The 25312-nt window shown below is 51.6% G+C and carries 24 protein-coding genes, 1 tRNA gene and 1 pseudogene; 17 read left to right on the forward strand and 9 right to left on the reverse strand.

From position 1 onward, the window contains the following. The first annotated feature begins 10 nt into the window (after positions 1 to 10). The 3 genes from efp to OO730_RS00975 all read left to right on the forward strand — a co-directional run bounded on the left by efp (position 11) and on the right by OO730_RS00975 (position 3581). Positions 11 to 568, forward strand: a complete 558-nt coding sequence (efp, locus tag OO730_RS00965) for an elongation factor P (protein WP_264982712.1) — start codon at positions 11 to 13, stop codon at positions 566 to 568. 89 nt (positions 569 to 657) lie between these two features. Next, complete coding sequence (locus OO730_RS00970) at positions 658 to 2874, forward strand: DNA translocase FtsK (RefSeq protein WP_264982713.1); 2217 nt, start codon at positions 658 to 660, stop codon at positions 2872 to 2874. Between the two features lie 11 nt (positions 2875 to 2885). Next, complete coding sequence (locus OO730_RS00975; protein ID WP_264982714.1) at positions 2886 to 3581, forward strand: LolA family protein; 696 nt, start codon at positions 2886 to 2888, stop codon at positions 3579 to 3581. Here OO730_RS00975 and OO730_RS00980 read toward each other — a convergent pair. Both OO730_RS00980 and yedF read right to left on the reverse strand, forming a co-directional pair. Continuing rightward, complete coding sequence (locus tag OO730_RS00980; protein WP_264982715.1) at positions 3578 to 4333, reverse strand: pseudouridine synthase; 756 nt, start codon at positions 4331 to 4333, stop codon at positions 3578 to 3580. The two genes, OO730_RS00975 and OO730_RS00980, sit on opposite strands and share 4 nt — an antisense overlap. Positions 4334 to 4342: 9 nt before the next feature. Then, positions 4343 to 4957 carry a sulfurtransferase-like selenium metabolism protein YedF gene (gene yedF / locus OO730_RS00985; protein ID WP_264982716.1) on the reverse strand — a complete coding sequence of 205 codons (615 nt, stop codon included), beginning with the start codon at positions 4955 to 4957 and terminating at the stop codon, positions 4343 to 4345. Between the two features lie 167 nt (positions 4958 to 5124). Between yedF and OO730_RS00990 the strand changes: the two genes are divergently transcribed. Then, positions 5125 to 5775 (forward strand): lysophospholipid acyltransferase family protein, encoded by a 651-nt coding sequence (locus tag OO730_RS00990; RefSeq protein WP_264982717.1) that lies wholly within the window; start codon positions 5125 to 5127, stop codon positions 5773 to 5775. A gap of 29 nt (positions 5776 to 5804) precedes the next feature. On the opposite strand, the gene gcvT is transcribed toward OO730_RS00990, so the two are convergent. Further along, the gene (gene gcvT / locus OO730_RS00995; protein WP_264982718.1) at positions 5805 to 6887 is read right to left on the reverse strand and encodes a glycine cleavage system aminomethyltransferase GcvT; all 1083 of its coding nucleotides are present in this window, start codon (positions 6885 to 6887) and stop codon (positions 5805 to 5807) included. 21 nt (positions 6888 to 6908) lie between these two features. Continuing rightward, the gene (locus OO730_RS01000; RefSeq protein WP_264982719.1) at positions 6909 to 8651 is read right to left on the reverse strand and encodes a hypothetical protein; all 1743 of its coding nucleotides are present in this window, start codon (positions 8649 to 8651) and stop codon (positions 6909 to 6911) included. A gap of 268 nt (positions 8652 to 8919) precedes the next feature. On the opposite strand from OO730_RS01000, the gene OO730_RS16270 reads away from it, so the two are divergent. Both OO730_RS16270 and OO730_RS01005 read left to right on the forward strand, forming a co-directional pair. Further along, on the forward strand, positions 8920 to 9123 hold the full coding sequence (locus OO730_RS16270; RefSeq protein WP_407681901.1) for a DUF6485 family protein: 204 nt from the start codon (positions 8920 to 8922) through the stop codon (positions 9121 to 9123). A 90-nt stretch (positions 9124 to 9213) separates the two neighbouring features. Next, positions 9214 to 9978 carry an inositol monophosphatase family protein gene (locus OO730_RS01005; protein ID WP_264984107.1) on the forward strand — a complete coding sequence of 255 codons (765 nt, stop codon included), beginning with the start codon at positions 9214 to 9216 and terminating at the stop codon, positions 9976 to 9978. Here OO730_RS01005 and OO730_RS01010 read toward each other — a convergent pair. Next, a complete protein-coding gene (locus tag OO730_RS01010; RefSeq protein WP_264982720.1) occupies positions 9975 to 10514 on the reverse strand; it encodes an NUDIX hydrolase in 540 nt (179 codons plus the stop codon). The two genes, OO730_RS01005 and OO730_RS01010, sit on opposite strands and share 4 nt — an antisense overlap. A gap of 85 nt (positions 10515 to 10599) precedes the next feature. Between OO730_RS01010 and rimI the strand changes: the two genes are divergently transcribed. From rimI to OO730_RS01045, 8 genes and pseudogenes are all read left to right on the forward strand, one after another. Beyond that, on the forward strand, positions 10600 to 11043 hold the full coding sequence (gene rimI, locus OO730_RS01015) for a ribosomal protein S18-alanine N-acetyltransferase (protein WP_264982721.1): 444 nt from the start codon (positions 10600 to 10602) through the stop codon (positions 11041 to 11043). A 22-nt stretch (positions 11044 to 11065) separates the two neighbouring features. Next, positions 11066 to 12268 (forward strand): phosphoglycerate kinase, encoded by a 1203-nt coding sequence (locus OO730_RS01020; protein ID WP_264982722.1) that lies wholly within the window; start codon positions 11066 to 11068, stop codon positions 12266 to 12268. Then, positions 12265 to 13017, forward strand: a complete 753-nt coding sequence (gene tpiA / locus OO730_RS01025; RefSeq protein ID WP_264982723.1) for a triose-phosphate isomerase — start codon at positions 12265 to 12267, stop codon at positions 13015 to 13017. Before OO730_RS01020 ends, tpiA begins: the two co-directional genes overlap by 4 nt. Positions 13018 to 13057: 40 nt before the next feature. Continuing rightward, positions 13058 to 13405: a preprotein translocase subunit SecG gene (gene secG / locus OO730_RS01030; RefSeq protein WP_264982724.1), complete on the forward strand. Its 348-nt coding sequence runs from the start codon at positions 13058 to 13060 to the stop codon at positions 13403 to 13405. A 16-nt stretch (positions 13406 to 13421) separates the two neighbouring features. After that, a tRNA-Leu gene (locus OO730_RS01035) sits at positions 13422 to 13508 on the forward strand. Positions 13509 to 13666: 158 nt separating this feature from the next. Continuing rightward, positions 13667 to 13924, forward strand: a pseudogene (locus OO730_RS16275) (DUF6538 domain-containing protein); the annotation flags it as partial. 42 nt (positions 13925 to 13966) lie between these two features. After that, positions 13967 to 15472, forward strand: coding sequence for a site-specific integrase (locus tag OO730_RS01040; protein WP_264984108.1), 1506 nt, complete (start codon positions 13967 to 13969; stop codon positions 15470 to 15472). Continuing rightward, the gene (locus OO730_RS01045; protein WP_264982725.1) at positions 15462 to 17579 is read left to right on the forward strand and encodes an AAA family ATPase; all 2118 of its coding nucleotides are present in this window, start codon (positions 15462 to 15464) and stop codon (positions 17577 to 17579) included. Before OO730_RS01040 ends, OO730_RS01045 begins: the two co-directional genes overlap by 11 nt. 455 nt (positions 17580 to 18034) lie before the next feature. Here OO730_RS01045 and OO730_RS01050 read toward each other — a convergent pair whose 3' ends face one another. From OO730_RS01050 to OO730_RS01060, 3 genes are all read right to left on the reverse strand, one after another. Continuing rightward, on the reverse strand, positions 18035 to 18295 hold the full coding sequence (locus OO730_RS01050; RefSeq protein WP_264982726.1) for a hypothetical protein: 261 nt from the start codon (positions 18293 to 18295) through the stop codon (positions 18035 to 18037). Positions 18296 to 18392: 97 nt separating this feature from the next. Next, entirely contained in the window at positions 18393 to 18785 is a 393-nt protein-coding gene (locus OO730_RS01055) for a hypothetical protein (RefSeq protein WP_264982727.1), read from the reverse strand. 157 nt (positions 18786 to 18942) lie between these two features. Continuing rightward, positions 18943 to 19521, reverse strand: a complete 579-nt coding sequence (locus tag OO730_RS01060) for an inovirus Gp2 family protein (protein WP_264982728.1) — start codon at positions 19519 to 19521, stop codon at positions 18943 to 18945. Between the two features lie 341 nt (positions 19522 to 19862). On the opposite strand from OO730_RS01060, the gene OO730_RS01065 reads away from it, so the two are divergent. From OO730_RS01065 to OO730_RS01075, 3 genes are all read left to right on the forward strand, one after another. Then, complete coding sequence (locus OO730_RS01065) at positions 19863 to 20264, forward strand: BrnA antitoxin family protein (RefSeq protein ID WP_264982729.1); 402 nt, start codon at positions 19863 to 19865, stop codon at positions 20262 to 20264. Positions 20265 to 20531: 267 nt separating this feature from the next. Beyond that, complete coding sequence (locus OO730_RS01070) at positions 20532 to 23189, forward strand: TrlF family AAA-like ATPase (RefSeq protein WP_264982730.1); 2658 nt, start codon at positions 20532 to 20534, stop codon at positions 23187 to 23189. A 9-nt stretch (positions 23190 to 23198) separates the two neighbouring features. Continuing rightward, complete coding sequence (locus OO730_RS01075; protein WP_264982731.1) at positions 23199 to 24437, forward strand: RNA-binding domain-containing protein; 1239 nt, start codon at positions 23199 to 23201, stop codon at positions 24435 to 24437. Positions 24438 to 24532: 95 nt separating this feature from the next. Here OO730_RS01075 and OO730_RS01080 read toward each other — a convergent pair whose 3' ends face one another. Then, on the reverse strand, positions 24533 to 25135 hold the full coding sequence (locus OO730_RS01080; RefSeq protein ID WP_264982732.1) for a tyrosine-type recombinase/integrase: 603 nt from the start codon (positions 25133 to 25135) through the stop codon (positions 24533 to 24535). Between the last annotated feature and the right edge of the window lie 177 nt (positions 25136 to 25312).

The following is a 25312-nucleotide window of genomic DNA, read 5'->3' on the forward strand; positions in this document are numbered from 1 at the left end:
TGGAGTGTATATGATCTCGACCAAGGATTTCAGGACAGGCCTGAAAATAGAAATTGATGAAAAGCCGTTTGAAATTATTGAATTTCAGCATTTCAAGCCCGGCAAGGGCGGCGCCATGGTTCGTACCAAGCTGCGTCAGATGAAGACCGGCCAGGTGCTGGACAAGACCTTTCGCTCCGGCGAAAAGGTCAAGAAGCCGGATATGGCCGTGACGGAAATGCAGTTCATTTACAAGGACGGCACCGACTTCGTGTTCATGGATCTCGAAACCTATGAACAGATGCACGTTCCCGGCGACAACGTGGGTGAAAAGGGCGGCTTCGTCAAGGAAGGCGATACCGTGAAAGTGCTGCTGTACAACGGAGAGCTGATCGGCGTGGACCTGCCCGCCAACGTCACCCTGGCCGTGGCCCAGACCGACCCCGGCATACAGGGCGACCGCGTGTCCAACGCCACCAAGCCCGCCACAATGGAAACCGGCCTGAAGATCAACGTGCCGTTGTTCATCAATGAAGGCGATAATATCAAGGTTGATACACGCAGCGGTGAGTATCTTGGACGCGAATAAAAAGCGGACTTGCAACTCGTTGTGAAAATTGCGTAAAAAGGTCGTGGACAGGTTGCTGTTCAGGACCTTTTTTATACAATGGGATATCTATGGTGAAACGACGGAACACAGTGGCCCCAAAAGAGAAGGGCAAAGGACGCAGGACCGAGTTCGTTGGCCTGTTCTTTCTTTTCCTGTCAGCTTTTTTCTTCTTGAGCGTCCTGTCGTTCAGCCCGAGCGACCCCAGCTTCAATCAGGCCGTCACTCCCGGCCAGGCCGTGCAGAACGTGGTCGGCAGGGCCGGATCCTACTGCGCCGGGTTCCTGGTGGACATATTCGGCATGGGGGCCGTTTTCTGGCCAGTCTATTTCCTCTATATCGGCCTGACCCGGTTCGTCTCCCGCATGAAGCTCTCTTTCGTCCGTTGGCTGGGCGTTGCCGGGCTGTTCATCGCATTCGAGGCGTGGGCCATGCACCCCTGGTTTTCCAATGTGCCCGATGACGCCTACGGGCTCATCGGCGGCGGCTATTTCGGTCGCGACATCATTACCCGATACACCATGCCGTACCTGCGGCCTGTGGGTACGTTCCTGCTCTGGGCTTTCGTGACCATCATTTCCCTGCAGGGCGTACTCGGCTTTACCTGGACCTCGGTCTGGAACCGTTTGGTTGCGCTCTGGGAACGTTACAGGGAAGGAGCGATCCTGCGCAGCGAGGCCCGTTCCGAGCGCAAGGCGGCCAAGCGCGTTGAAAAAGGCGAAGACCCGGAAGCCATTGAAGAAGATATGGGCTTGCAGTTCGTTGACCTGGGTGACGAGCCCGCGAAGCCCGCTGCCCCGAAGCCCAAGGCCAAGCCCAAACCGGCGAACAAGGCTGTTTCCAGGCCTCCCATGATGAGCGGCGACCTGCCGGACACCGCGCTGCTGTCCGTGCCGGCGGGCCGGAAGACCAGCCAGACACCGGCGGTGTTGCAGCCGCTGGCTGACCGTCTCAAGGAATGTCTCAATGATTTCAATGTACAGGGTGAGATTCAGCAGGTAGTCCCCGGACCTGTGGTGACCATGTTCGAGTTCAAGCCCGCGCCGGGTATCAAGGTCAGCAAGATCGAGAACCTGACCGACGATATTGCCTTGGCCTTACGGGCCGAATCTGTACGCATCGAGGCCCCGATTCCGGGCAAGGACAGCGTGGGCATCGAAATCCCGAACATTGACCGCGAAATGGTTTTCTTGCGGGAAGTGCTGGAATCAAAAGAATTTACCGGTTCAAAATCCCCGCTGACCCTGGCCCTTGGCAAGGATATTCACGGCGGCACCCGCGTGGCCGACCTGGCCAAGATGCCGCATTTGCTTGTGGCCGGGGCCACCGGCGCAGGCAAGTCCGTGGGCATCAACGGCTTTTTGCTGAGTCTTCTGTTCAAGGCCGGGCCCGAAGACGTCAAGCTGCTTCTGGTGGACCCCAAGCGTATCGAGCTGGCGCCGTATGCCGAACTGCCGCACCTGGTTCATCCCGTGGTCACGGACATGAATTTGGCCAAGTCCGCCCTGGAGTGGGCGGTATTCGAAATGGACTGCCGCTACCAGAAGATGGCCAAGCTCGGCGTGCGCAACATCGAGGGCTACAACAAGAAGCTCAAGGAACTGGGCGAGCCGCTCCCCGAAGAATTCGAAGAGATGAAGCCCATGCCGTATCTGGTCATCATCATTGATGAACTCGCAGACCTCATGATGACGGCCGCCAAGGATGTGGAGCAGTGCATCGTCCGGCTTGCCCAGCTCGCTCGCGCCGCCGGCATCCACATGATACTGGCCACCCAGCGCCCCAGCGTGGACGTGGTCACAGGGTTGATCAAGGCCAACTTCCCCACGCGCATCTCCTTTTTCGTGACCTCCAAGTTCGACTCGAGGACCATCCTCGACGCCGTGGGCGCGGAACGGTTGCTCGGTCGGGGCGACATGCTGTTCAAGCCGAGCGGCGGCAAGCTGAAACGGATGCATGGGGCGTACGTGGACGAGACGGAAATTGCGCATGTCGTGGACTTCTGGAAGAACGCGGTGCCTCAGGAATTCGACCTCGACTTCACCGAGTGGAAGCAGGAAGCGAATAACGGTGGACCTTCCGGCGAAGTGGGCGAGTCCGATGATCCCGTGTACAACGAGGCGGTACAGTTCGTGCTTTCACAGGGCAAGGCCTCGATTTCGCTTTTGCAACGACGCTTTCGAATCGGCTTCAATCGAGCCGCCCGGTTTATCGAGCAGATGGAAATGGACGGCATACTCGGTCCGCAGGAGGGCAGCAAGCCCCGTCAGGTCATCAAGCCGGAATAATGGAGTAGAAAATGATGAAAAAGATATATTTCCCCCTGATCGCACTGTGCGCAATCCTGTTCATGGCGACCGTCTCCCCGGCCGCCGACCCCGTACCGACTGAGGATCTGCCGGACCTGATCCAGCAACGCTATGAGACGCTGAAGACGTTCCAGGCCGATTTCGAGCAGGAATTGACCAACGTGGCCAGCGGTGAGGTGGAAACGCGTCGGGGCAGAATCTGGTACAAGCAGCCTTCACAGGTCCGTTGGGAGACCACGGAGCCCATGAACGAACTGCTGGTGGTCGGTCCCGAATACGCTTGGGATTACATTGCGGATGAGGAAATAGCCCTCAAGTACGGTGTCGCAACCCTCCTTGATTCAAAGACTATTCTTCGCTTCATCTCCGGCCAGGCCAATATCAAGGAAGATTTTGTGGTCAAGACCGAGTGGCAGGGTGCGGATGAGGTCCGGGCCAAGTGGGGAAAGGGCTTCACCGTGCTCCAGCTGATTCCCAAGGAAGCCGAGCCGGGCATGGTCCTGGCCTTTGTCGGCGTAGAGCCCGATACCGGTCTGCTCAGGCAGGTGATGATCGTGGATTTCTACGGCAACGGCAATGAGCTGCGGCTGTCCAACGTGGAAACCGACGTGGACCTGGCCGCATCGATGTTCACCTTCGAGCCCCCGGCCGGCGTTACCGTCGAGGACAACACTGAAGGCTTCTAGGCCAGTTTGACGGCCTTCTTCAGGGCCAGCACTTCCTTCTCGTTCAGTTCGCGGAATTGGCCGTGCTTGAGGTTGCCCAGTGAGATGGGGCCCTGGCTGATGCGCGTGAGCCGAAGGATGGTCAACCCCAACTCGTCGCACATGCGCCGGATCTGCCGGTTGATGCCCTGAATGAGGGTGATCTCGAACTGTTGCGTTCCGGCAACGGGCTTATTTACCAGCACCTTGGCCGGGGCGAGCTTGTCACCTTCCCTGAGGGTCATTCCCTGGCGCATGGTCTTGACTGCCGAATCGGGAACGGAGCCGCGTACGGTCACCCGATACACCTTGGGCAGATGGAATTTGGGGTGGGTAAGCCGGTAACAGAGATCACCGTCCGTGGTCAGGAGCAGCAGCCCCTCGGAAAAGAAGTCCAGGCGTCCCACGGGAAAGGGGCGCAAATCCCTTAAGTCCTTGGGGAGCAGGTCGAGCACTGTCCTGCGGCCCTGCGGGTCGCTGGCTGTAGTGACCGTTTCCACGGGTTTGTGGAGCAGGATCGTCACGTCCCTGCCCTTGCCGGGCAGACCGATGGCTTTTCCGTTGACGGTCACCTTGTCGGAATCGGGATCGACCTTGAGGCCGGGCGAGTCGGCAACGGTGCCATTGACGGTCACTTTGCCGTCGAAAACGAGTTCATCGGCGCCGCGCCGGGAGGCGACGCCACACTGGGCGATATATTTGTTGAGCCGTATCAGGGCCGGTGTATCGGGCATGCACCCTGTTTAGACGCGAATCGTCTTGGAAGCAAGCTGGAAACTGGTCACCACGTCGAGCATGTTGGTCACCTGGCCCGCGCCCTGTTTGCCGGTCAGGCCGAAGAACTCCAGGCAGGTGCCGCAGACCAGGAGGGAAACGCCGCTCTTTTCGAGCTTTTTGAGTTCCTCCATGCACCTGTTGTCGGATACGGCCAGCTTCACGCCTCCGTTGACCAGGATGATGCGCCACAGGTCGGGACCGAGTTCCTTCAGCGTCACCAGGAAGTTGTACATGAGATTGCCGCCGAGTACGTCGTCACCGGAGCCGATGACGTCGGCGGCGATGAAGACCAGAATCTTCTGCTGGTCGAGGTCGGCGACTTCCTGGCTGCTCATGGGCTGACACTCTTCGCATTCACCGTTTCCGGAACGGATGCCGGTTACGGTGAACTCGTTGCCTTCGCCCTCGGACGAAACCGAGTACCCCTTGACCGTGAGAAAGCGGGACACGTTCTCCCTGGCCGGGTCGTTGTCCACGGTGATCGTCAGTTTCACGGGGTTGCTTGTTTCTACGGCGTCCTTGCATTTCAGGACGGGCTGGGGGCAGGGCAGGCCTTTGCAGTCAAGTTTTATATCCGACATGTAAACTCCTTATGATCCTGAAATTGTGCATAGATCAAATGGGTTGGTCAAATAGATATTGGCTATAAAAAAGCTGAGATCGATCGGCATTCGTTGATGGAGCTTGATGCTTGCCCTCCGGTGATTGACCATCTATAGCTAGTCAAAACAACTCGTGGTTATACAAGATGAAATTGCCCATTGATCCGGCCTGGTTCGCGCCGCTCATTTCAGGATTGTTCCGATTGTGGATTCGGACGATCCGTTTCGAGTGCGTGGGCGAACCGAAAGAATTCCTGGAGATCAACAAGCGCGGCAAACCCGTCATCATTGCCCTGTGGCATGGCGAGATATTTCCGGTGACGGGCTTCGGGCACACCCTGACGGACAACCTGGTGACCTTTGTCAGCCAAAGCAAGGACGGCGAAGTCATAGCCAAGGTGTTGGAGCGGATCGGACACAGCACGGTGCGCGGTTCCAGTTCAAGGGGGGGCGTCCGGGCCCTGTTGCAGGCCAAGCGGATCATGGAGAAGGAGAACCGCATGGCCGTGTTTACCGTGGACGGGCCGCGCGGTCCCCGGCACAAGGCCAAGGGGGGCGTCATCTTTCTGGCCCAGCGGGCCGGAGCCAAGATCATTCCGATCAGGGCCTATCCGCGACGGTCCAAGGTGTTTGAAAAGTCCTGGGACAAATTCGTGGTGCCGTTTCCATTCACCCGCTGCAGGATATGCATCGGCGAGCCTTTCGAGGTCACCGGCGAGAAACTGGAAGGGGACATCCTCAAGCAGGAGCAGGAGCGGCTCGAGCAGCACATGCTGTCCCTGGATTCTTGCGAATAAAAAAGGGACGCCGAAGCGTCCCCTGATTGCTAGTCGATCTTCATCCTCGCCGTCCCGTCCTTGTAGAAGGGCAGGGCTACTTTTTTTGCCTCAAGTTCGGCTCGGGCCGTCTTGACCGTGAAGGTGTCGTTGTCCGCGTCCTCGGCCCGCACATAGGCCAGGGCAATGCAATGGCCCAGGCTCGGCGCAAACGAACCGCTGGTGACCACGCCGGTCTTTTCGCCGTTCACATACACCTCGTCATGGTGACGGGCGGTGCGGCGGCCGTCGATGGACAGGGCCACCAGGGATTCCCTGACTTCGGCCAGCCCGGACTTGCCTATGTAGTCGGTTTCCTTTTTCAGGAAGAATCCGGCGCCTGCCTCTTTGGGGGTGTGGTCCTCATCGAGGTCCTGGCCGTAGAGCGGATAGCCGATCTCCAGCCGCAGGGTGTCGCGTGCGCCCAGGCCCACGGGTTCGACCCGCTGGTCGGCAGCCAGTTTTTCCCAGACCTGAAGGGCCTGGTCGGACGGCAGATAGAGTTCGTAGCCCAGTTCGCCCGTATAGCCGGTACGGCTGATGATCATGGGGAATCCGAGGCAATCCGTCTGCTCGAAATTGAAATATTTCACATGATTCCATGAACCGCCCAGGACGTCGTTGATCACGTCGAGGGACTCCGGCCCCTGGACGTCGATCTTGCCCGTCTCGTCGCTGATGTCGGTCAGGGAGAGGGTGTCCGGCAGATTGGCCTTGATGTGGTCGAAATCCTTTTGACGGCACGCGCCGTTGACCACCAGCATGTATTCGTCTTCGGCCAAGCAGTAGATGATCAGGTCGTCATTGATGCCTCCGGATTCCTTGAGCAGGAAGCCGTATCGGCATTTGCCCGGGGCGAGGGTGTTCAGGTCGTGGCTGACCACCTTGTTCAGGGCGTCTTTGGCGCCTGTGCCGGAAAGGAAAAATTCACCCATGTGGCAGATATCGAATATGCCTGCTTTTTCACGGGTATGCTTGTGCTCGACGATGATGCCTTTGTACTGGACCGGCATGTCGAATCCGGCGAACGGGGCCATCTTCGCACCGTTTTCTCGGTGCCATGCGGTCAGCGGGGTGGTTGCGAGATTATCCACTGGATACTCCTTTTGAAGTGACTAGGGCTGGTTGTGGGAGGTGCTGCTCGAGATTCTGGATTTCCGGATGGACCGGAACTCGTCGAGCAGCATGACCAGCAGTTGATACATACGTTTGATGTCCCGTCCGTACGGGGAAAGTTTCTTGTCGTCCACGTTGACGTACTTGCGCTGCAAATAGGCGTCCGAGATCACGTCGTTGCCGATGATCAGGACTTTTACCACGAGGTTGTCGAAATAGTTTACGATTTCGTATTTCAGCTCGTTCATGATCTGGGTCATGAGTTCCAGCATGCGGTAATAGGAGACCGGCTCGCCCCGGTATTTGCGGTACCTGAGGTCCTCGAGAATGCGCACCTTGCGCGCCTGCTGGATCTGACCGTACCGGGACCACACTTCCTGGTGCAGATCGTGATGCTCGTCGAACACGTCGTAATTGTCCGGGGAGAGCAGGTAACCGTCCAGAACCCGGACTATTTGGGAATAGTAGTCGTCGGAATAGTCCACGATGCGGTGCATGTGCTTGGAAAGCCAGACATACAACACCTTGAGCCGGTCCACGTGGGACTCCGTGCCGGTGATGATCTCGCTGCGTTTGTAGTTCACCGGAATCCGGTATTCCCCGCGAACGATGTCGTTGAGGCGCAGGATCATGTTGCGCACGTTCTGGATGATGTTGAACCCTTCCTTTATTTGGCCGGTCAGGGGATGGATGATCTCCTGCCTGCGTACGGACAGGGCACGGTCCTCACGGACGTTTTTGGAGTTGTAATCGTGCTGCTGGTAAATGACGCGGAGGATGACCACCCGTTTTTTCGCGTCCACGAAGAAGCCTTGGTCCTTGAGCAGTTCGATCAATTCCTTTTGATTTTCATGGACTTGTACCAGAGCGATTTTTTCCACCTGCGGATATTTGGTTCGCTTGCGCGATGCGCCCTTGGGCGGTGACATGAGCGTGGTGATGGTCCGGTCGCTCTGGCCGAGCACGCGCACGATGAACCGTTCGTTCTGACGCAGCAGGCGGATGGCGAACATGGCCGAAGAGGTGCGCCGTTCCGAAACGATGGGAAATCCATGCAGCTCCATGAGGAACTGGTACACGAACAGCCGGTTGCACTCGTACATGATGGAGTTGCCCGGCTTGAATTTGCCGATTTTCAAACCGAACTGTTTGAGTTCGCTGTCCAGGTTGGACGGCAGGGAGGCATACATTCCTTGCAGGGTGAATTTGCCCGAGGAATCATGAGCCACGACGTGCGCCCGCTCCAACTCCAGCAGAAAGGGGAGGAGCTTCGGATAGTTCTGCATTGTGCAGACATCTTTTCCGTCAAATTTTTTTATAAATTCGGGATGATAGCGTCTCGGCAAGCGGCTTTGGAAAGTACGCAGGTTGGTGGCGATCATGTTGCTCTCCACCGAGCAGTCGCTGCGTTGAAGCATGCCTTCCCATTCCGACGGGGAATGCAGGGTGTCGTATTGGAATATTTCCTGGAAAGAGTTCAGCTGGCGCTCGAAGGCGACCATGGTGAAGCCGGGCAGGGCCTTGAATTCGTAGAGATCGACCTCAAAGGAGGGCAGCAGTTCACGAGCCTCGACCAGCGGGTATTTTTCGACTTCGAAATAGGGTTTGAGCAGACAGTGCTTGATGTGTTCGAAATCAATGAATTCCTTGAGCTCTTCAAGCGTGCGCAACTGAGGGCGACGGGATTTCCCCCGTTGCTTGCCCTTGTAGCCGGAAGCCTTGCTGAACGCTTTTTTCCACATGAGTCTGGTCGATTTTGTAGGATGAAGTTGTTCTGAGAGATTTCCTGCACGTACTCAGTCTAAAAAGATACACCCTTACGATGCGGAATACAATGATTTGAACGTTGTAATCATTATTTGGAGCATCTCTCAAGAGAAGGTGGGAAGTGTTGTACACACAGGTTGTCATTTGATCAATGGTCTCGAATCATTGACACTCTCGAAGCATTTCGCTAGTGTCTTCCAGCGTATCGAACAATCTTTATCTCGTGAGAACAGGGGAATCCGGATGAAAAAGAAGGACCAGTGCCCACGCGCGAAAATCAACGAGCAGTACTGTACGTGCTCTTATAGTTGCGACAAGCACGGGCTCTGCTGCGAATGTCTGCACTACCACCGGCAGCGGGGCGAGTTGCCTGCCTGTTATTTCACCGTAGAGGAAGAGAAAACCTACAACCGGTCCGTGGAGTTCTTCATCCAGCGCCGGTCATAGTCGAAGTCGTTTTTCATTGTTCACCAAGGGCGGTTCATCCGCCCTTTTTCTTGAGGAGGCTGCATCGTGTCCATTGATTATCGCGAGATAATGGCCGGTTTGAAGGTCGCGGCTGGCAAGGCCGGCGAAATCGTAAAGGATGGAGCTTCACGGACCAGAAAAGTCATGCACAAAGGGCGTATCGACCTGGTGACCGAGACGGACTTGTCTGTTGAGCGTATGCTGAAGGAGGAGTTGTCCGGCCTGCTTCCCGGTTCGGATTTTTTGGCCGAAGAAACAGCCAAGGATACTGAACCGGGGGAATTGACATGGATCATAGACCCGTTGGACGGCACAACCAATTTTGCCCACGGCCTGCCTTTCGTGGCTAACTCAATCGCTCTGTGGCATCGGGACCGGATCGTTCTCGGCGTGATCAACCTGCCGCTTATGGGTGAATTGTTCACGGCCATTCGAGGGCAGGGAGCCTTTCTCAACGGCTTGCCCATTTCCGTGTCGGAGGAAGTCTCGCTGGAGCGGTGCCTGTTGGCTACGGGGTTTCCATATGACATCGAGACGTACCTGGAGCCCGTCCTGGCGCACTTGAAGCGCTTGCTGCCCCTGACACAGGGCATACGCCGTCCCGGGGCCGCTGCCCTGGATTTGGCCTATGTGGCCTGTGGTCGGTATGACGGTTTTTACGAAAACGCCCTCAACGCCTGGGATACGGCCGCCGGGTTGTTGCTGGTGCAGGAAGCCGGCGGACTCGTCAGCGAGTTCGACGCGACAAAACCGTATGCCTTCGGTGCCGACGAGATACTGGCCACCAATGGCCGTATCCATGAGGAGTTGAGCGGGCACTTGTGCGGGGATTAGACCGGAGAAAGCAGGCCCGATTCCCAGAGCACGACCAGATTTGGCGTCAGTAACTCCCTGAATTCCTTGACGAGACATGTCAGTTCTTCCTGGGAGTAATAGTACCCCTCGCTGACCTCGTCGCTGTTGGGGGTGATGGCCTGGGTGTTCTTCTGAACAGCGTAGAGGTAGACCCGCTCGAACCCGGTCACCGGGCCGGCGGGCAGTTCCCTGATCAGAATGGGGTGCTCGACTTCCAGATTCAGTTCGTATTCAAGTGCCCGCAGGGCCGCGTCATAGGTTGATTCTCCGGCATGGGGATGGGTCCGTGCGGAAATGTCCCAACGACCGGGGAAAAATTGTTTGTGCGGATTGCGTCGCTGGAGGTAGATTTTTCTTTCAGGATTAAACACCATCACCTGTACGGAACGGTGCATGAGCAACTGTCTGTGCACGTGGCGTTTCGACATGACGGCCAGGGGGCGGTTGTCGCTGTCGATGACCTCGACGCTTTGATCGCCCTGCATGTTTTCCAAGATGGTGGTATCGAAGATCATGGTGTTCGGAATCCTTTGATTTGCCTGCACGGTCCATATACACTTGATGCTTCAATATTTCCAGCGTCATGAAGAGGATTATTTGATGGAAAGTGAAGTGACCCCCCTGGGCGCGGAGCACGTCCGGGATTTGATGGCCCTTGAAGGAAAGTGTTTCGCCTATCACTGGACGCAGGAGCAGTTTCTCCTGGGGCTGGAAAGAAGCGCGTTTCAGGTGCTCGGCATATACCGGAAGGGAATCCTGGCCGGTTACATCGCTTTTTCGATCATCGAGGACGAGATGGAGATTCTCAATCTGGCCGTGCATCCGGATTTCAGGCGTCAGGGGCTGGGTGAAAAACTCTTGAAGGAAAGCTTTCGGGTATGTAACGAAAATAATGTCAGAAAGAGTTTTCTTGACGTCAAGGTTTCCAATGAGCCGGCGCTGGGATTGTATCGCAAATTCGGCTATAAAAAGATCGGCGTCAGAAAAAAATACTACCCGGACACACGGGAGGATGCGTTGTTGTTCCGGTATGATTTCACTTGACCACAAAGCAGGGGATATCCAAATGAACAGTATTGATCAGATTGATATAGCAGGGAAAAAACTGTTGTTTCGGGTGGATTTCAACGTGCCGCTCGAAGAGGGCATCATCACTGACGACAACCGTATCAAGGCGGCTGTGCCGACCATCAGGTACGCCCTGGACAAGGGGGCGGCCGTCATCCTGTGCGCTCATCTGGGCAAACCCAAGGGGAAAGTCGTGCCCGAGCTGACTCTGGGGCCCGTGGCCAAGCGGACTGGCGAACTGTTGGGCGTGGCCGTTCCCCTGGTTCCCGGCGTGATCGACGACCAGGCCCGAATGATGGCGGAAATCCTTCAACCCGGTCAGGTCGTCATGCTGGACAACCTGCGTTTCAACCCCGAGGAAACAGGCAAGACGGTCGAAGAGCGGGGCGATTTCGGAAAGAAGCTGGCCGACCTGGCGGACATATATGTGAATGACGCCTTTGGCGTGGCCCACCGCGAGAACGCTTCAGTGGTGGACGTGCCCCGGTATATCAAGGGCGAATGCTGCGCAGGGTTCCTGCTCAAGCGGGAGAACGAATACCTGGGCGACGCTCTCGCGGACCCCAAGCGGCCGTATGTATGCGTTTCCGGCGGTGCCAAGGTTTCCTCCAAGCTGGGCATCCTGAACAATCTGCTCGGCAAGGTGGACGACATCATCATCGGCGGGGCCATGGCCAACACCTTCCTGCTGGCACAGGGCTACGGCATGGGTAAGTCGCTGGTGGAGAAGGACCTTGTCCAGGATGCCCTGTCCATCATGGAAAAGGCGGAGTCCATGGGATCGAAGCTCCATCTGCCCGTTGATTTCGTCTATGCCAAGACGCACAAGGCGCAGAGCGCCGAGGGCGTGTGCAAGGCGGACAGCATGCCGTCCGACGCTTTGGCCCTTGATATCGGACCGGAAACCATCAAGAATTTCGTCTCCGTGCTGAGCGGAGCCAAAACCGTGGTCTGGAACGGTCCCATGGGGCTTTTCGAAACCACGGCTTTTGCCAAGGGATCGTTGGACGTATGCAAGGCTATTGCCGGGCTTGAGGATGCGCTCACCATCGTGGGCGGCGGCGACACCGACGCCGTGGTGCATCTCATGAATCTGGCCGACAAATTCAGCTTCATATCCACAGGCGGTGGATCCTTCCTAGAATTCCTGGAAGGCAAGGAGCTTCCCGCCTTCACGGCTTTAAAGGAGTGCATGAAATGAAAAAATTGATGGCTGCCAACTGGAAGATGTACAAGACCTGGGACCAGGCCGTGGATACGGCCGAAGGTCTGGTCGGGCTGACGGCCGACAAGCTGCCCGATGACCGCGAGGTCCTTGTTTTCCCTCCGTTCACGGCGTTGAAGGGGGTAGCCCAGGCCCTGTCGGCGGACGGTTTCTCTGCAGGCGGCCAGGACTATTATATAGATCAAGAGGGTGCCTTCACCGGCGAGATATCTCCCATGATGCTCAAGGACGCCGGAGCGGCTTACGGTCTGACCGGTCATTCCGAGCGTCGCCACGTGTTGGGCGAGACCGACGAGTTCGTGGGCCAGAAGACCGCCTACGGTTTGGAATGCGGCCTCAAGGTCGTTCTGTGCGTGGGTGAGAAAATCGATGAACGCAAGTCCGGCAAGGTCGAAGAGGTGCTGGAGCATCAATTGCGCGTTGGACTGAAGGACGTTCCCCGCGATGTCGCGCCCGACCGTCTGTCCATCGCCTATGAACCGGTCTGGGCCATCGGCACAGGCGAGGTCGCCGGTCCCGGTGAAATCGTGGATGCGCACACTTTCGTCAGAAAAATCCTCGTTTCGGTCTTTGGAGAAAAAGGTAATGAAATGAGGATATTGTATGGCGGCAGCGTCAAGCCCGCGAACTGCGGCGAGATTATTGCGCTTGACAATGTCGACGGTGTGCTGGTAGGAGGCGCGAGCTTGGAGAGTGAAAGCTTTTCGCAGATCGTGCTGGCCTGATTCTTCAAGTGATAATAAGGTATAACAAAAGGGAATAATTGTGGAAACTTTCGTCATCGTCATTCATGTTTTGGCTTGCATCTTTCTGATCGGCGCTGTAATGCTTCAGTCCGGCCACGAGGGGATGGGAGTCATCTTTGGCGGCGGCAGCAGCACCATGTTCGGCTCCACCGGCGCCGGCGGACTTCTGGTGAAGATCACTGCCGGCCTGGCAACGATCTTCCTGGTTACCTCCCTTGGTTACAATATCCTGACCGGCAACAAGGTCTCCGATGAGGGGTCCATCATGTTGAACAGTGACGCCGCTGTGGAAACCACGGCACCGGCCGAACCGGCAAAGCCCGGGATCACCTTTCAGGATGCCGGCGACGAAGCCAAGAGCGAATAAGCTCAAAGCATATCGTGCCGAGGTGGTGGAATTGGTAGACACGCTGTCTTGAGGGGGCAGTGGAAGAAATTCCGTGGGGGTTCGAATCCCCCCCTCGGCACCACGAAATCAAAAGGGTTGTAGCTAACAAGCTGCAACCCTTCCTCTTTTTTTGCGACAGGTTACAGCTAAATGGTCCGAAATGCCGTGGTTGAGCCAAGTGTGCCAATCTGGTGGGTCAAACTCTCTTGAAAACCAGGGGGTAGATGAGGCTGTTTCCATATGAATCTAACGCCATTGTGTTCCCTCGGCACCGTCGTTACACTCCCTCCAAAGATTTCTACCCAGAATCGTCACTTTCCCAGATCTTCTAGAAGAGAGCGGCGATCGCCTTCGTACCTTTACCTGCGCGGTAGTCTGTACTATTTTCGCTATGCATTCTCGGATATTGAGAGGGAGCAGGTTAGGCGATCCGAGATCAGGATCAGCTTGCGCACAGGTTATAGACGAGAAGCTCACCCGTTAGCATCCGCTTTGTATACTGAAATTCAGCATTTAATGAGGACTAGCCAATTGGATTACATGGAAATCAGACGGCGGATGAATGAGGTGCTGTGCCGACTCTTGGAACAGGATTCGCGAGACACATCCCCGAGAGAGAATTATGAAATTGAAGGAATGGAGCCCATCACCCCGGTGGGCGTTGCGAATGCTTATGCCATGATGAACCAGTTCTCGATCAATTCGCCAGAGTTCAGGGAAAATCATGGCCCAAGAATTATGATTGAGCTGATTAGGAGTGGGGTTGTGGATCTGCAAGAAGTAACCCCTGACAATATCCATTTGATTATTAATGAATATATCAAAATTCAGCAGACTTACCAGAAGGTCATCCAGCATAGACTTAAGGGGGATCATTCTTTTGAAGCCCCCATTTTTGCCGAAAGGGCTGCAAATCAGCGGGCCCAGCAGTCCATAGTATTGCAAGATGTAGAGCCCAAAGCAAAACCAAATATCCCGGTCTCCGAGTTCATCAAAAAGTATGTGCAGACAAAGATCAAAGACGGTAATTGGCGGTTGAATGGAGTTGAGACCCATGAAAATAGGCTAGCCAATCTTGTCGATATACTTGGAGATATCAATATTCATTCAATCACTCGTGAGGACATGCGAGCAGTCCGAGATACTCTCAGGAAGTTACCGCCCAATAGGCAGCGATCAAAAGAGTACAAAGGGAAAACCGTCGATGAGTTGTTGGCATTAAAGCCAGCCAAAGTTTTATCTGTAAAAACAGTCAATATGACTTTAGAAGCTATTTCAAGCCTTTTTGAGTGGGGCATCCGCGAAGGAGAATTGAGTGCAAATCCAGCTAAGGGTTTACAGTTGAAGGATACTCGCCAAGCGATTACTTTACGAGATCCGTTTTCTTTAGAAGATATACAAACCATCTTTTCTTCACCATATTTCATCGAAGACAAATACAAGAATGCAGGCTACTTTTGGATTCCTTTGATTGCTTTGTATTCCGGCATGAGACTTGAGGAAATTGCTCAATTATATCTGGGAGATATTTACCAGGATGAAGATGGGGTTTGGGTTTTTGATATCAACGACAATCCCGATAGAACAGGCCAGATTGACAAGCAGGTGAAGAATATCAATGCAAAAAGGTTAGTTCCCTTACACCACGACCTGATTGAGATAGGTTTACTTAAGTATTACGATAGAATGATCTCAAAAGGAGAGGCTCGTCTTTTCCCGCTGCTGAATAAGACTGAAAAGGTGAAGAAGTATGGAAAGCAGCCGGGTAAGAAGTTAGGCGACCTAGTCAAGTCGCTGGATTTGACGGGCAAGAAGTCATTTCACTCATTCAGACATACATTTAGTGACTATTTCAAACAACGCGGTGAGCATACAGATATTTTCCGCCAAGTTTATGGGCATGAGATTCCGGGCCTAGCTGGTAACCAGTATGGTTCGAAATTCCCGCCCCAAAAATGTTTGGATGAAGTGGTGTCTAAATTGATTTTTAATTTGAATTTAAGTCAGTTGCGAAAGTCAAAGCATGCTCTTGGGCATGAGGGATAAGGAATGGAAGATGGATTATTGCCCTGTAGAAACAGATCGAATTAGCGTTTTGCGATATCATGTACTCAAGAAGATCACCGAAAACCCACTTTCCTTTTTAAAGAGGATTTTGCCAAATGGGCGAATTGCCGGAGGCGGTGTGTTTCATGATAAAGAATTACGATTTCGTGTCTTTTTTGAGCATGGCAGGAATAGCCACGGAAACATCGGCAGGTGGGATCGAGACGATGATCTGTTCGCGCCATTCAGTGAGAGCGGCATCGGACAAGACTTCGGCCAGGATTTTATTTCACTTTACGCAAAAGTGCGGGGGGCAAGCTTGTCTGGCGGGATGAGCGAGATGCAGGCAATAGAGGAACTGGCTGGGGACTATGCCGTTCCATGTGAGGCCCTGGATAATGAGGTCGTAGGTTGGAAACAGGTTGAGATTGATGATCTGGAAATTTCCAATTCAATCTACGACGTGAAGGGATATCATCAGCTAAGTCCGCAGGAGACTGAGTTGCGGAAGTACAGCTATTCAAACAAATTACATGAGATTTATAACCGTCCGAACGATTTTCATAGGGGAGCCCGCCGAATGTATGATCGTGACGGAAAGCTCATGGGACTCATGTTTGTTGGCAATAATGGTCAAGCGGCCTTGAAAACGCGGTGGGTGAAAAAGCGAAATGGCAGAAATGGCGAGTGGCATTACTCGAATTTCGAGAAGAATCCATACCCATTCGACAAGACTCACCTGGCTGCTCAATCAAAGGGAAAGACCGTTTACGTAATCAGTGATCCGGTTTTGGCTGACCAATTTGAAAAGTGGCAAGGGGAGGGCATTACCGGCCTTAAAGGGGCTCTCCTTCAAACATGGTTCGGCGGGAAAGAGACCGTCGTTGATTTGGATTGGGAGGCCCTTAAGCACCACGCCCTACGGGTTGTTGTTCGTGAGACAAAGGAAGATCTTCTGCTCGCCCAGGCTATCCTTGAACAAGTAGTAGGGCAGCACGGTCTGAAGTCTATCTCGTTTTTCCGTTATGGGACCGAGGCTGTTTACACAGATTCCGTACTCTATTCATTTGATGATAGCCGAGCTTTCAACCTTGCCGATGATGCCTTCCTGTTCCAACTCACCAAAGAAGACATTTACGTCGGACTCGGCCTGGAAGAACGTGTCGAGGTTCCCGAAGGAGAGATCGATGAGCAGAGTGACTCCCTTGTGTGTATTGAGGGCGTGCTTGAACGCGAAATCGCAACCATGCTGTACGCCTACGATGGCGTGGGAAAAAGCATGATCGCGCTGAGCGTGGGCTATGCCCTTGCAAGCGGTGAAAACGTCTTCGGTGCGACGTGGAAGGTCCCTGTACGGCGAAGAGTTTTGTATGTCGATGGAGAGAATCCCCAGAAGGTTCTAGATCGACGTGAAGCAGCTTTTCGTCGCTGCTATGACCTGGAGGAATCGTCACCGTATTTTCGGATGATGTCATCAAGCAAAGAAGGAAAGTCCTTCGATCTGACCGACAAGGAGTTTCGAGACAGGCTGTTGAGCGAGTTGTTCACACCATCTGGCAAGCGAAAAGTGGACGTACTGATTCTTGACAACTGGAGTGCATTATACTCCGGTCAGGAGGAAAGAGCATGGCGAGAAGTTAATGAATTCCTGGCCGAATTGAAGCGTGCCAGAATAGCCATCCTGTTCGTGCATCACGCAGACGACGCCGGTCCGAGTAAACCAGATGGTTACCGTAAGAAGAATCGTTTTTTCGATAATCGATTTTGTGCGCTGAAAAGTGAAACGAAGTTCAAACGGTTTCACAACAAAGATCGTCTGACCTGGCTGAGTGTGAGCATCCATAACCCAAAAGCCAGAGGGGAGGCTGAGGATGGTGAGTTCACCTTGTGGATGTCGTTCGTCAAGAATCAGTCCGGTGAAGAGCGAGCCTTTTGGCTTGTAGATGCCGACGACCGAGCAAAGAGCATTTTTGAGCTTCGTGCGCTTGGGATGAGCTACGAAGACATTGGCAAAGACAAGAAGGTTGATTGCAGCAAAAACACTGCCAATGACAGCATCAAGGAAAACGGACACCCTGACCCAGGAAAGTGGGCAAAATCCAAATAATCAAGCAAGTTAAATTGCCATCCCAATCCGTCCCAGCGAGTGAACCGAAAAACGCCTGTTTCTGGGGCGGCTCTTTATTTTTTACTTTTATATTAGCTAGTTAGTTTTATGTTTTTCATCCCAGTCTTCCCCTCGGTACAGCCCTATGGTCAGGCTGTTAACGTGGGTCTAGATTTCCGCTTAACACATTGATATTATGTTTAAAATATTAAGAATTGGGATACTGGGATGGAGGGCGCTCAAAAATAGCGGATATTGAGATATTCAATGATTTATGTATGTTGTTATGACAAAGAGGCGGGAGTGCCAAGGGGGTAGGCCATCAAGACTGGCTATCGCCCTTGCAAAAGCTGCAAACTTTGCATCGAAGGCTGTGTCCATGCAAGGGCAAAATCCGGGCTTTCAGCGTCCATTTTTCTCCGGTTTAAGGGGGCTAAAATCGGCGATTGCTTTCGTCACCTTTTCTGGCGTCGAAGTCGATCTGAATCGAGGCCCATGGACTTGAGCAGCATATCTGCGTGTGCTTCATCCCAGAGTTCATCGATGATCTCGTCCGGGGCAAGCTGTAGGGTCTTTTCAAATTCCTGACGCGAGATGCCTGCGCTTTTCCATGGCTTGCTGGCTAGGTACTGTTGCCGGGAGATGCGCAGCTTCGCCCAAGGTTTGTCGGTTTGAAACTTTGTTGCCAGACTGCTTCTGTTTTTCATGACCAGCATATTAATCCTATTTGGGAATCATGAGCAAGAGCAAGGACATGGCGACAGCCTGTGGGGCTCCTCCTAAGAATTAGCCATCGCCATGCCCAGGTTGGTGTTAATGGAAGCTCGAAGCTTGAGGAACAGGCTCAAACTGTAATGCAGCATATCCCCGAGGGTTGTCGATGACCGTAATTCTGGTCAACTGATTTTCTAGAGGGATGTTGCGAGAGTTGAGCAGCTTCAGATAGGGCTTGAAAGCATGCTGCACTGCCCCATCATGGATGGTCAGCCTGTAGAGCACGTTGTCCAACTCAAGGTCGAGATCGTACGCTAGAGTCCAGCCATGAGGAAGCTGCCTTTCGTCATAACAGATCCGTTCCCCTACCAGTCCATTGGGGGTCCATTGTAGAAATCGCTTACCGGCAAGGATAATACGAGATTCGATGATTGGTCCGATAGTTTTGTTGGCGAAGGTGAATTCCCCATTACGAATATTCAAGTATCTCATTTTTATCTCAACAGGTTAAAGGAAAATGAAAGGCCATGAGTGATGTTTCACACCCATGGCCTATCTGCCGTCAGTCATACAATTTCTCTTGTGTTTTTCTGTCTATATTATAGGGGGTAACAATAGAGGATAAAAGAGCTTTTTAGACTTTTAGCCGTCACTTTTTCTTCACTCTCGTTCCACCGTGTTCATGTTGTCCTTTCGGAGAGTTGCCCCTGTCTCGGTCTTTGGCCAAGTAGCTGGTACGGTAGATCCAGTCGCCCTTGACCTGCTCAAAGTTGGGGTCATCCTTTCTCATCCGATATCCGGTCTTGCAGATGTGGATACGGGCATTGTCTTCACCAACCTGTCGCTTCCAGTTTTCTTCCAGTTTATTTTTGATTCGTTCTGGGGCCATGATCTTGTTCCCATCCACCATGACCGCGACATGACCATGGGGGAGGCATTTGTCATTTTCTTCCAGTCTCCAACTGAAGCTGGTATCAGTTTCATGCCTTTTGAAGTATTTTCTGGTTGCAGCGATAGTGTCAGAAATATCCTTGTTCTTCCTGTCCCGGTCCGGCATCTGTCGATACCCTAGATCAATCCTGAAACAGAAGACTTTGTTGTGGCGTTTGGTCATGTCTTCTGTCCGTTCGATGTGGCGATCAAGGATCTCAGTATCACAACCTTGTTTTGCTTCTTCGTCAGTCATGATGGGGTAGCCGTTGTAATTTTCGTCGTAAGTGATTGGCATGATAGTTCTCCTGCCTGTTAAATGTTTAACCTGTATGATTGTTTTCGAATGTTAAGTTTAACATTTGTGTGAGTATGGGAAGTGTTTTATGGTATTTATTAATCATATTAATAAGATACAATTACCAAGCCTAGTAAAAGTGAGGAGGGTGGGACGAACTGTAGCCCTGAAAAAGAAGGGATTGGGAAGGTGTATGTTCGCTATATGATAGTGACCGATTTGTTTAATAAATTTAATAATCTTAGTTGGATGTCTTAAAATGTGTATCGTACATACAAATTACCATACGTTCGTTGCGCGGAGAGCTTGCTCGTAATGCTTTTTGTATATACGATAGTTCCATGTCACCAAAAAACCTTATAGTTCATGAATCCGATCCAGAGGAGCAGGCTGCGAAGTTCGCCAAGAAGGCTCTTGAGGCGTTGACGTTCAAAAAAAACCAAAAAGCCCCTCTTTCCATCCGCCTGGATACCGATGTGCTTGAATACCTAAAGTTGATGACGAACGGGAAGTACCAACCAGCGATCAACACGATCTTGCGAGTTTATATGGAGTATCCACTGGACAGGCTGGCTGAGGCCTTGGGGGAAGACACTCATCCTTTACAGCATTCAAAAAAACCGACAAGCATCCGACTAGATGAAGACGTGCTCAGCTGGTTTAAAAATGGTGGAGATGGCTACCAGACTCGCATCAATCAGGTTCTGCGGGCCTTCATAGTGTTCTCAAAGGCGGATGGGTAGGGCATTGGCTTAGTACGCCCAAATACGATGTAGAAGGTCAATTGCTTGTTACTGCAAATATGAGTAAATCAGTTTGAAGTCTTCAAAGCTCATTGGAATCTTCATCAAATTTGATTTCCCGTTAAATTTGACGGGTGTCCTCTGGCTGGTGCGGTAGTCACAGAAGATTGTAGAGAACGTTGAGCTGAAACTAGATATTCAATGGCGACAGAATTAACGATCATCTCTTGAGCCTGATAGGAAAACGAGCAGCAAGGAATGAATGAAATGTCAAAGAGCTACACCAAAGCCCAATTTTGGAAATGTGCTATGCAGGTTAACCCCGTTGGCTACATCAGCTACCGGGGGGATGATCATGGCATGACGCAGGATGACTATAATCAGGCACTCCTGAAGTATGCTCAGGAACAGAACATAAAAGTCCTAGGCTTGGCTGATCATGGCAATGTCGATGGTGTGGATGCTATTCGCACCCTCATGAATGACCATGAAATCTTAGTCTTTCCCGGATTTGAGATTGCTTCCAGCGAAAAAGTGCATTTTGTTTGTCTGTACCCGGAGGAAACCACAACAGTCGAACTGCATAGATATTTAGGCGACTTAAAGCTTCTTGACCCTGAAGATGGGATTCGCCCATCGCGGCTTAGCGGCGAGCAACTATTGCGAGTTGTAGACGACCACGGAGGGCTAGTCTACGCGGCTCACTGCATAGACGATAGTGGCTTATTGCAAAAAAGGTTAAGTCACATCTGGCAAAATCCATTGCTTAAAGCCGCTCAGATTCCATCTACGATCGAAGCTCTTAAAGGCATTGATGGTGATTTTTATCGGAGAGTGATCCTCAATAAAGATCCAGCCTACCAACGGGAAAGCCCTGTTGCTGTAATTAACGCCAAGGATGTTGCCATGCCTGAAGACTTGGCCAACCCCAAAGCCTCTTGTTTGATCAAGATGACCAATCCCAGTTTCGAGGCGTTTAAATTAGCCTTTCAAGACCCTGAATCCCGTGTCCGTCTCAATAGCGACATTTCAGAATCCTACTACTCAAGACTTGAACGGTTGCGGGTTACGGGTGGGTACCTTGATGGCTTAGATATTGGTTTTTCTGAGCATCTCAATGCCATTATTGGTGGTCGCGGCACAGGAAAATCAACTTTGTTGGAATGCATACGATACGTGCTTGATTTGCGTCCCATCGGAAAGAATGCTCAGAAGCAGCATGATGAGATCATTAAAGAAAATTTCGGAAAATCAAAAGCAAGGGTAGAGTTGGCCATTCGCTCCTCAAAGATGAATGGCAGACGATTCACGCTGTCCCGCCGATACGGGGAAAGCACCAGTATTCAGGATGAACAGGGGCAACCCTCAAGCTTTACCCCCAGAGATTTGTTGCCGGAAGTTGAAATCTTCGGCCAAAATGAGATTTATGAAATTGCCCAAGACCCGGTCGGGCAAGGCCAGTTGCTTGAGCGTTTCTTGGAATCGGGGCAGTCAGATGCCGAACGAGCCATTCAAGAAGCCATCACAAAGCTGTCAGAAAACCGTGTAAAAGTTGTCGATGCATTAAAGGGAGTCTCGGAAATCGAAGATGAAGTTGCTCGTCTTCCCAAGCTCGAAGAACAGCTTGAACAGTTCAACAGTTTGGGGATTGGCGAAAAGCTGAAGATCATTCCTCACCTTGAACAGGCAAAGAGAATTATCAAGCGTACGAATGAGCAAGAAGGGCCAAGCCTTGAAAGAAGTGTTAACGCTGTTCGCGACAATCTGCCCGACACAATATTTTTGAGCGATACAGCTATTGAAAAACTCCCTGGGGTGGAAATTTTCAAAAAAATTCGCGCAGAATTGGATTCTATGCGAAATGAAACTGAGGCTTTGCTCCAGGAATGGCAAAAGAAATACGACGGTCGTGCCCGCCAAATCGAAATCCTTTCAAGTCAACTTCTTGAGGTTGTAAAAAATGAAGAAGAAGTCTTAGAGAAAAACTTCAAAGCACTTCCCTCTTGTGAAGGGAAAACAGGACAGCAAGTAGGTGAGGAGTATCAGCGATTGATGCGAGATATAGAAAAGATTCGTCCCCAAAAGGCGATGATTGCATCTCGCGAACAGTTCCATGCCTCGCTTCTTAAACGACGAAAGGCTATTTTGCAGGACCTTTCCATTCAACGTTCAGAGAGATCGGCGTATTTTGAACGAAGTCTCAAGAAACTGAATAAACGACTTGCAGGGAAACTTCGTCTACAGGTTCAGACCGAGGCTGACAGACAACCCGTCGTGAATTTCCTTTTAAATTGTAAACTGGAAGGCGTTGGAGAAAAACGTTTGGCCTGGATCAATGAAAATGATGATTTTTCACCAGTACGGTTGGCTGAACTTATTCGGCTTGGAGCGGATTCGTTGCGAGAAGCGAATTGGGGGATAACTCCAACAGTAGCTGATGCTCTGGTGAAATTATCCCCTGCTCAAGCCTTGCAACTGGAGGAAATTGAGCAGCCAGACATGATTATCATTGAACTTAATACAGCTCATGAGGGGGCGGAAAAGTTCCGTATACTTAACAGGTTGTCAACGGGGCAGCAATGCACAGCAATTTTGCACTTGCTTCTTTTAGAGAATAAAGACCCGTTACTGATGGACCAGCCAGAGGATAATCTAGACAATGCCTTTATCGCTGACCGTATTGTGACTGAATTGCGACGTGCTAAAATTGCAAGGCAATTTATCTTTGCTACACACAACGCAAATATCCCCGTCTTTGGTGATGCGGAATGGATTGGAGTGTTTGAGGCGTCAGACAACCAAGCTATCATGCGAAACGAAGCACAAGGTGCGATTGACGTACCGCATGTACGAGACCAAGCCGCAGCAATCCTCGAAGGGGGTAAGGCTGCATTCAACCAGCGCAGACTTAAGTATGGGTACTAAGGTGACTTCATGTTGAAATCAGAGCTTCTAGAAATAATTGCCAACGGTGAAAATTCAGGAGTGGAATTCAAGCGAGATGACATTCGTCCTGAACAGTTGGGCAAGGAAATTGTTGCCTTAGCCAATTTGATGGGGGGGCGGATTTTGCTTGGTGTGGAAGATGATGGGAGCATCACAGGTCTTCACAGGGATAATCTACAGGAATGGGTGTTGAATGTCTTTCGCGACAAGGTGCACCCACAACTTATTCCTTTTTATGAAGAGGTTGTTGTCGAGTCCGACCTTCGTGTAGCGGTTATTACTCTTTCCCAAGGGGTGTCTAAACCATATGTCCTTAGGCACAATAATCGTGAGGATACGTATATTCGTTTAGGTGATCGTTCAGAGTTGGCAACACGAGAGCAGCAGATACGATTATTCGAATCAGGAGGACTTCTTCATGTTGAAGTCCTCCCTGTGGCAGGAACATCAATTGCCAGCCTTGATTTAGACAGATTGGAATATTACCTGCGGCGGGTCATTTCTGACCCTGAAGTTCCTTCGAATGATGATGAATGGATTGAACGGCTAACCGGGATGGGGCTGATGGTCGCTGATGGCATCGGCAACACCGTTTGTTCCATTGCTGGACTTCTGTGCTTTGGCATCAATCCTAGACGATTCCTTCGACAAGCAGGTATACGCGTGATGGTTTTTGATAGCGATGACAAAGAATATCAAGCCGTTTTAGACAGACATCTTGATGGTCCACTTGTGGCTCGTTGGCAGGAAGACGACACAGGTGGAAAACAATTGGTAGATGAAGGGTTGATTGAAAAATTCGTGGCAACTATTTTAGCTTTCGTAACTAGTGAAGATAGTGAAATCGACGATGGACTTCGTAGGGATAAAGATTGGCACTACCCAAAAGAGGCCATCCGCGAAACAGTTCTCAATGCATTGGCTCATCGCGACTGGACACGTTCTGTTGAGATTGAAGTGTCTATATTTTTCAATCGGTTGGAAGTTATAAGCCCTGGAAGGCTCCAAAATTCAATGACAGTAACAAAAATGAAGGCGGGCCAGCGTTCTCCGAGGAATCCTTTGATTATGGATATATTGCGCGACTATGGCTATGTTGACTCCAGAGGAATGGGGATTCGCACTAAAGTTATCCCGTTAATGCGAAAGCTAAACAACACTGAGCCTGTATTTGATGCCACAGATGATTATTTAAAAACAGTGCTGCTTAAACAAGGTGCCGAATGAGCAGTTAATTATGGGGCTGAACTAAAACTAAACAGTAAGACCATACGCTTTGTTGGAGGTAATCCCCCTCTTTTTTTTGGGGGGGGGATTACTGGTTAAAGTTCGTTTTCATATACGCTTTTGATTTCCTCTGGTTGAATTCCCAAGTAGGTTAATGTTTGTTTTTGTGACGAGTGGTTAAAGCACTCCATAAGCACAGGGATGTCAACTTTGTGGGTCATTCTTTGGTGGTACCCCCAAGTCTTTCTGAGGCTATGGCTACCGTAGTTCCCCTTAAGGTTGATTGATCTACACCATTGCTTCACGAGTCTGTTTACGGAAGGGACCGTCAAAGCATGGCCATGCCTCTGTTGGCTCTGGAAGAGTGGGGCGGTATCATCAGTATCAACTCCATCCAGGTACCCACGCAGGGCAGTTGTGACTGTCTTGTTGAGGGTAATCCTTCGTTCTTTTCCCGTTTTTTTCTCCTTCAGAACAAGCTCATCACCAGGTTCAAGATCTCTGACCATACCAATTTTAATCTGCAAGAGATCTGAAGCTCGGAGATTCGTATTGATTCCCATAGTGAATAGAGCCAAGTCGCGAGGCTTGCTCGTAAGGATGGCTTTGATTGCCTTCACGTCTCGCAGCTTACGAATAGGATCGACAGTAATTCGAGAGCCCGGCTTGGGATGATTTGAGTTCATTCCTTTCTGCATAACAATCACCTTTCACAGTTAGTTAACTTCTGTTAAAAAATAATCAATAGTTAACAAATGTCAAGGGCGTTTTTGGGTGGATTGGGCTGGATTTAGGCTTAACTAATTAAAATTGCAGGAAAAGATGAATGGCGACACTCGTTAACTTTTAGATAATAGTTAACAAGATCGCTTCAA

This window comes from Pseudodesulfovibrio portus (assembly GCF_026000375.1).
GTDB classification, from domain to species: domain Bacteria; phylum Desulfobacterota; class Desulfovibrionia; order Desulfovibrionales; family Desulfovibrionaceae; genus Pseudodesulfovibrio; species Pseudodesulfovibrio portus.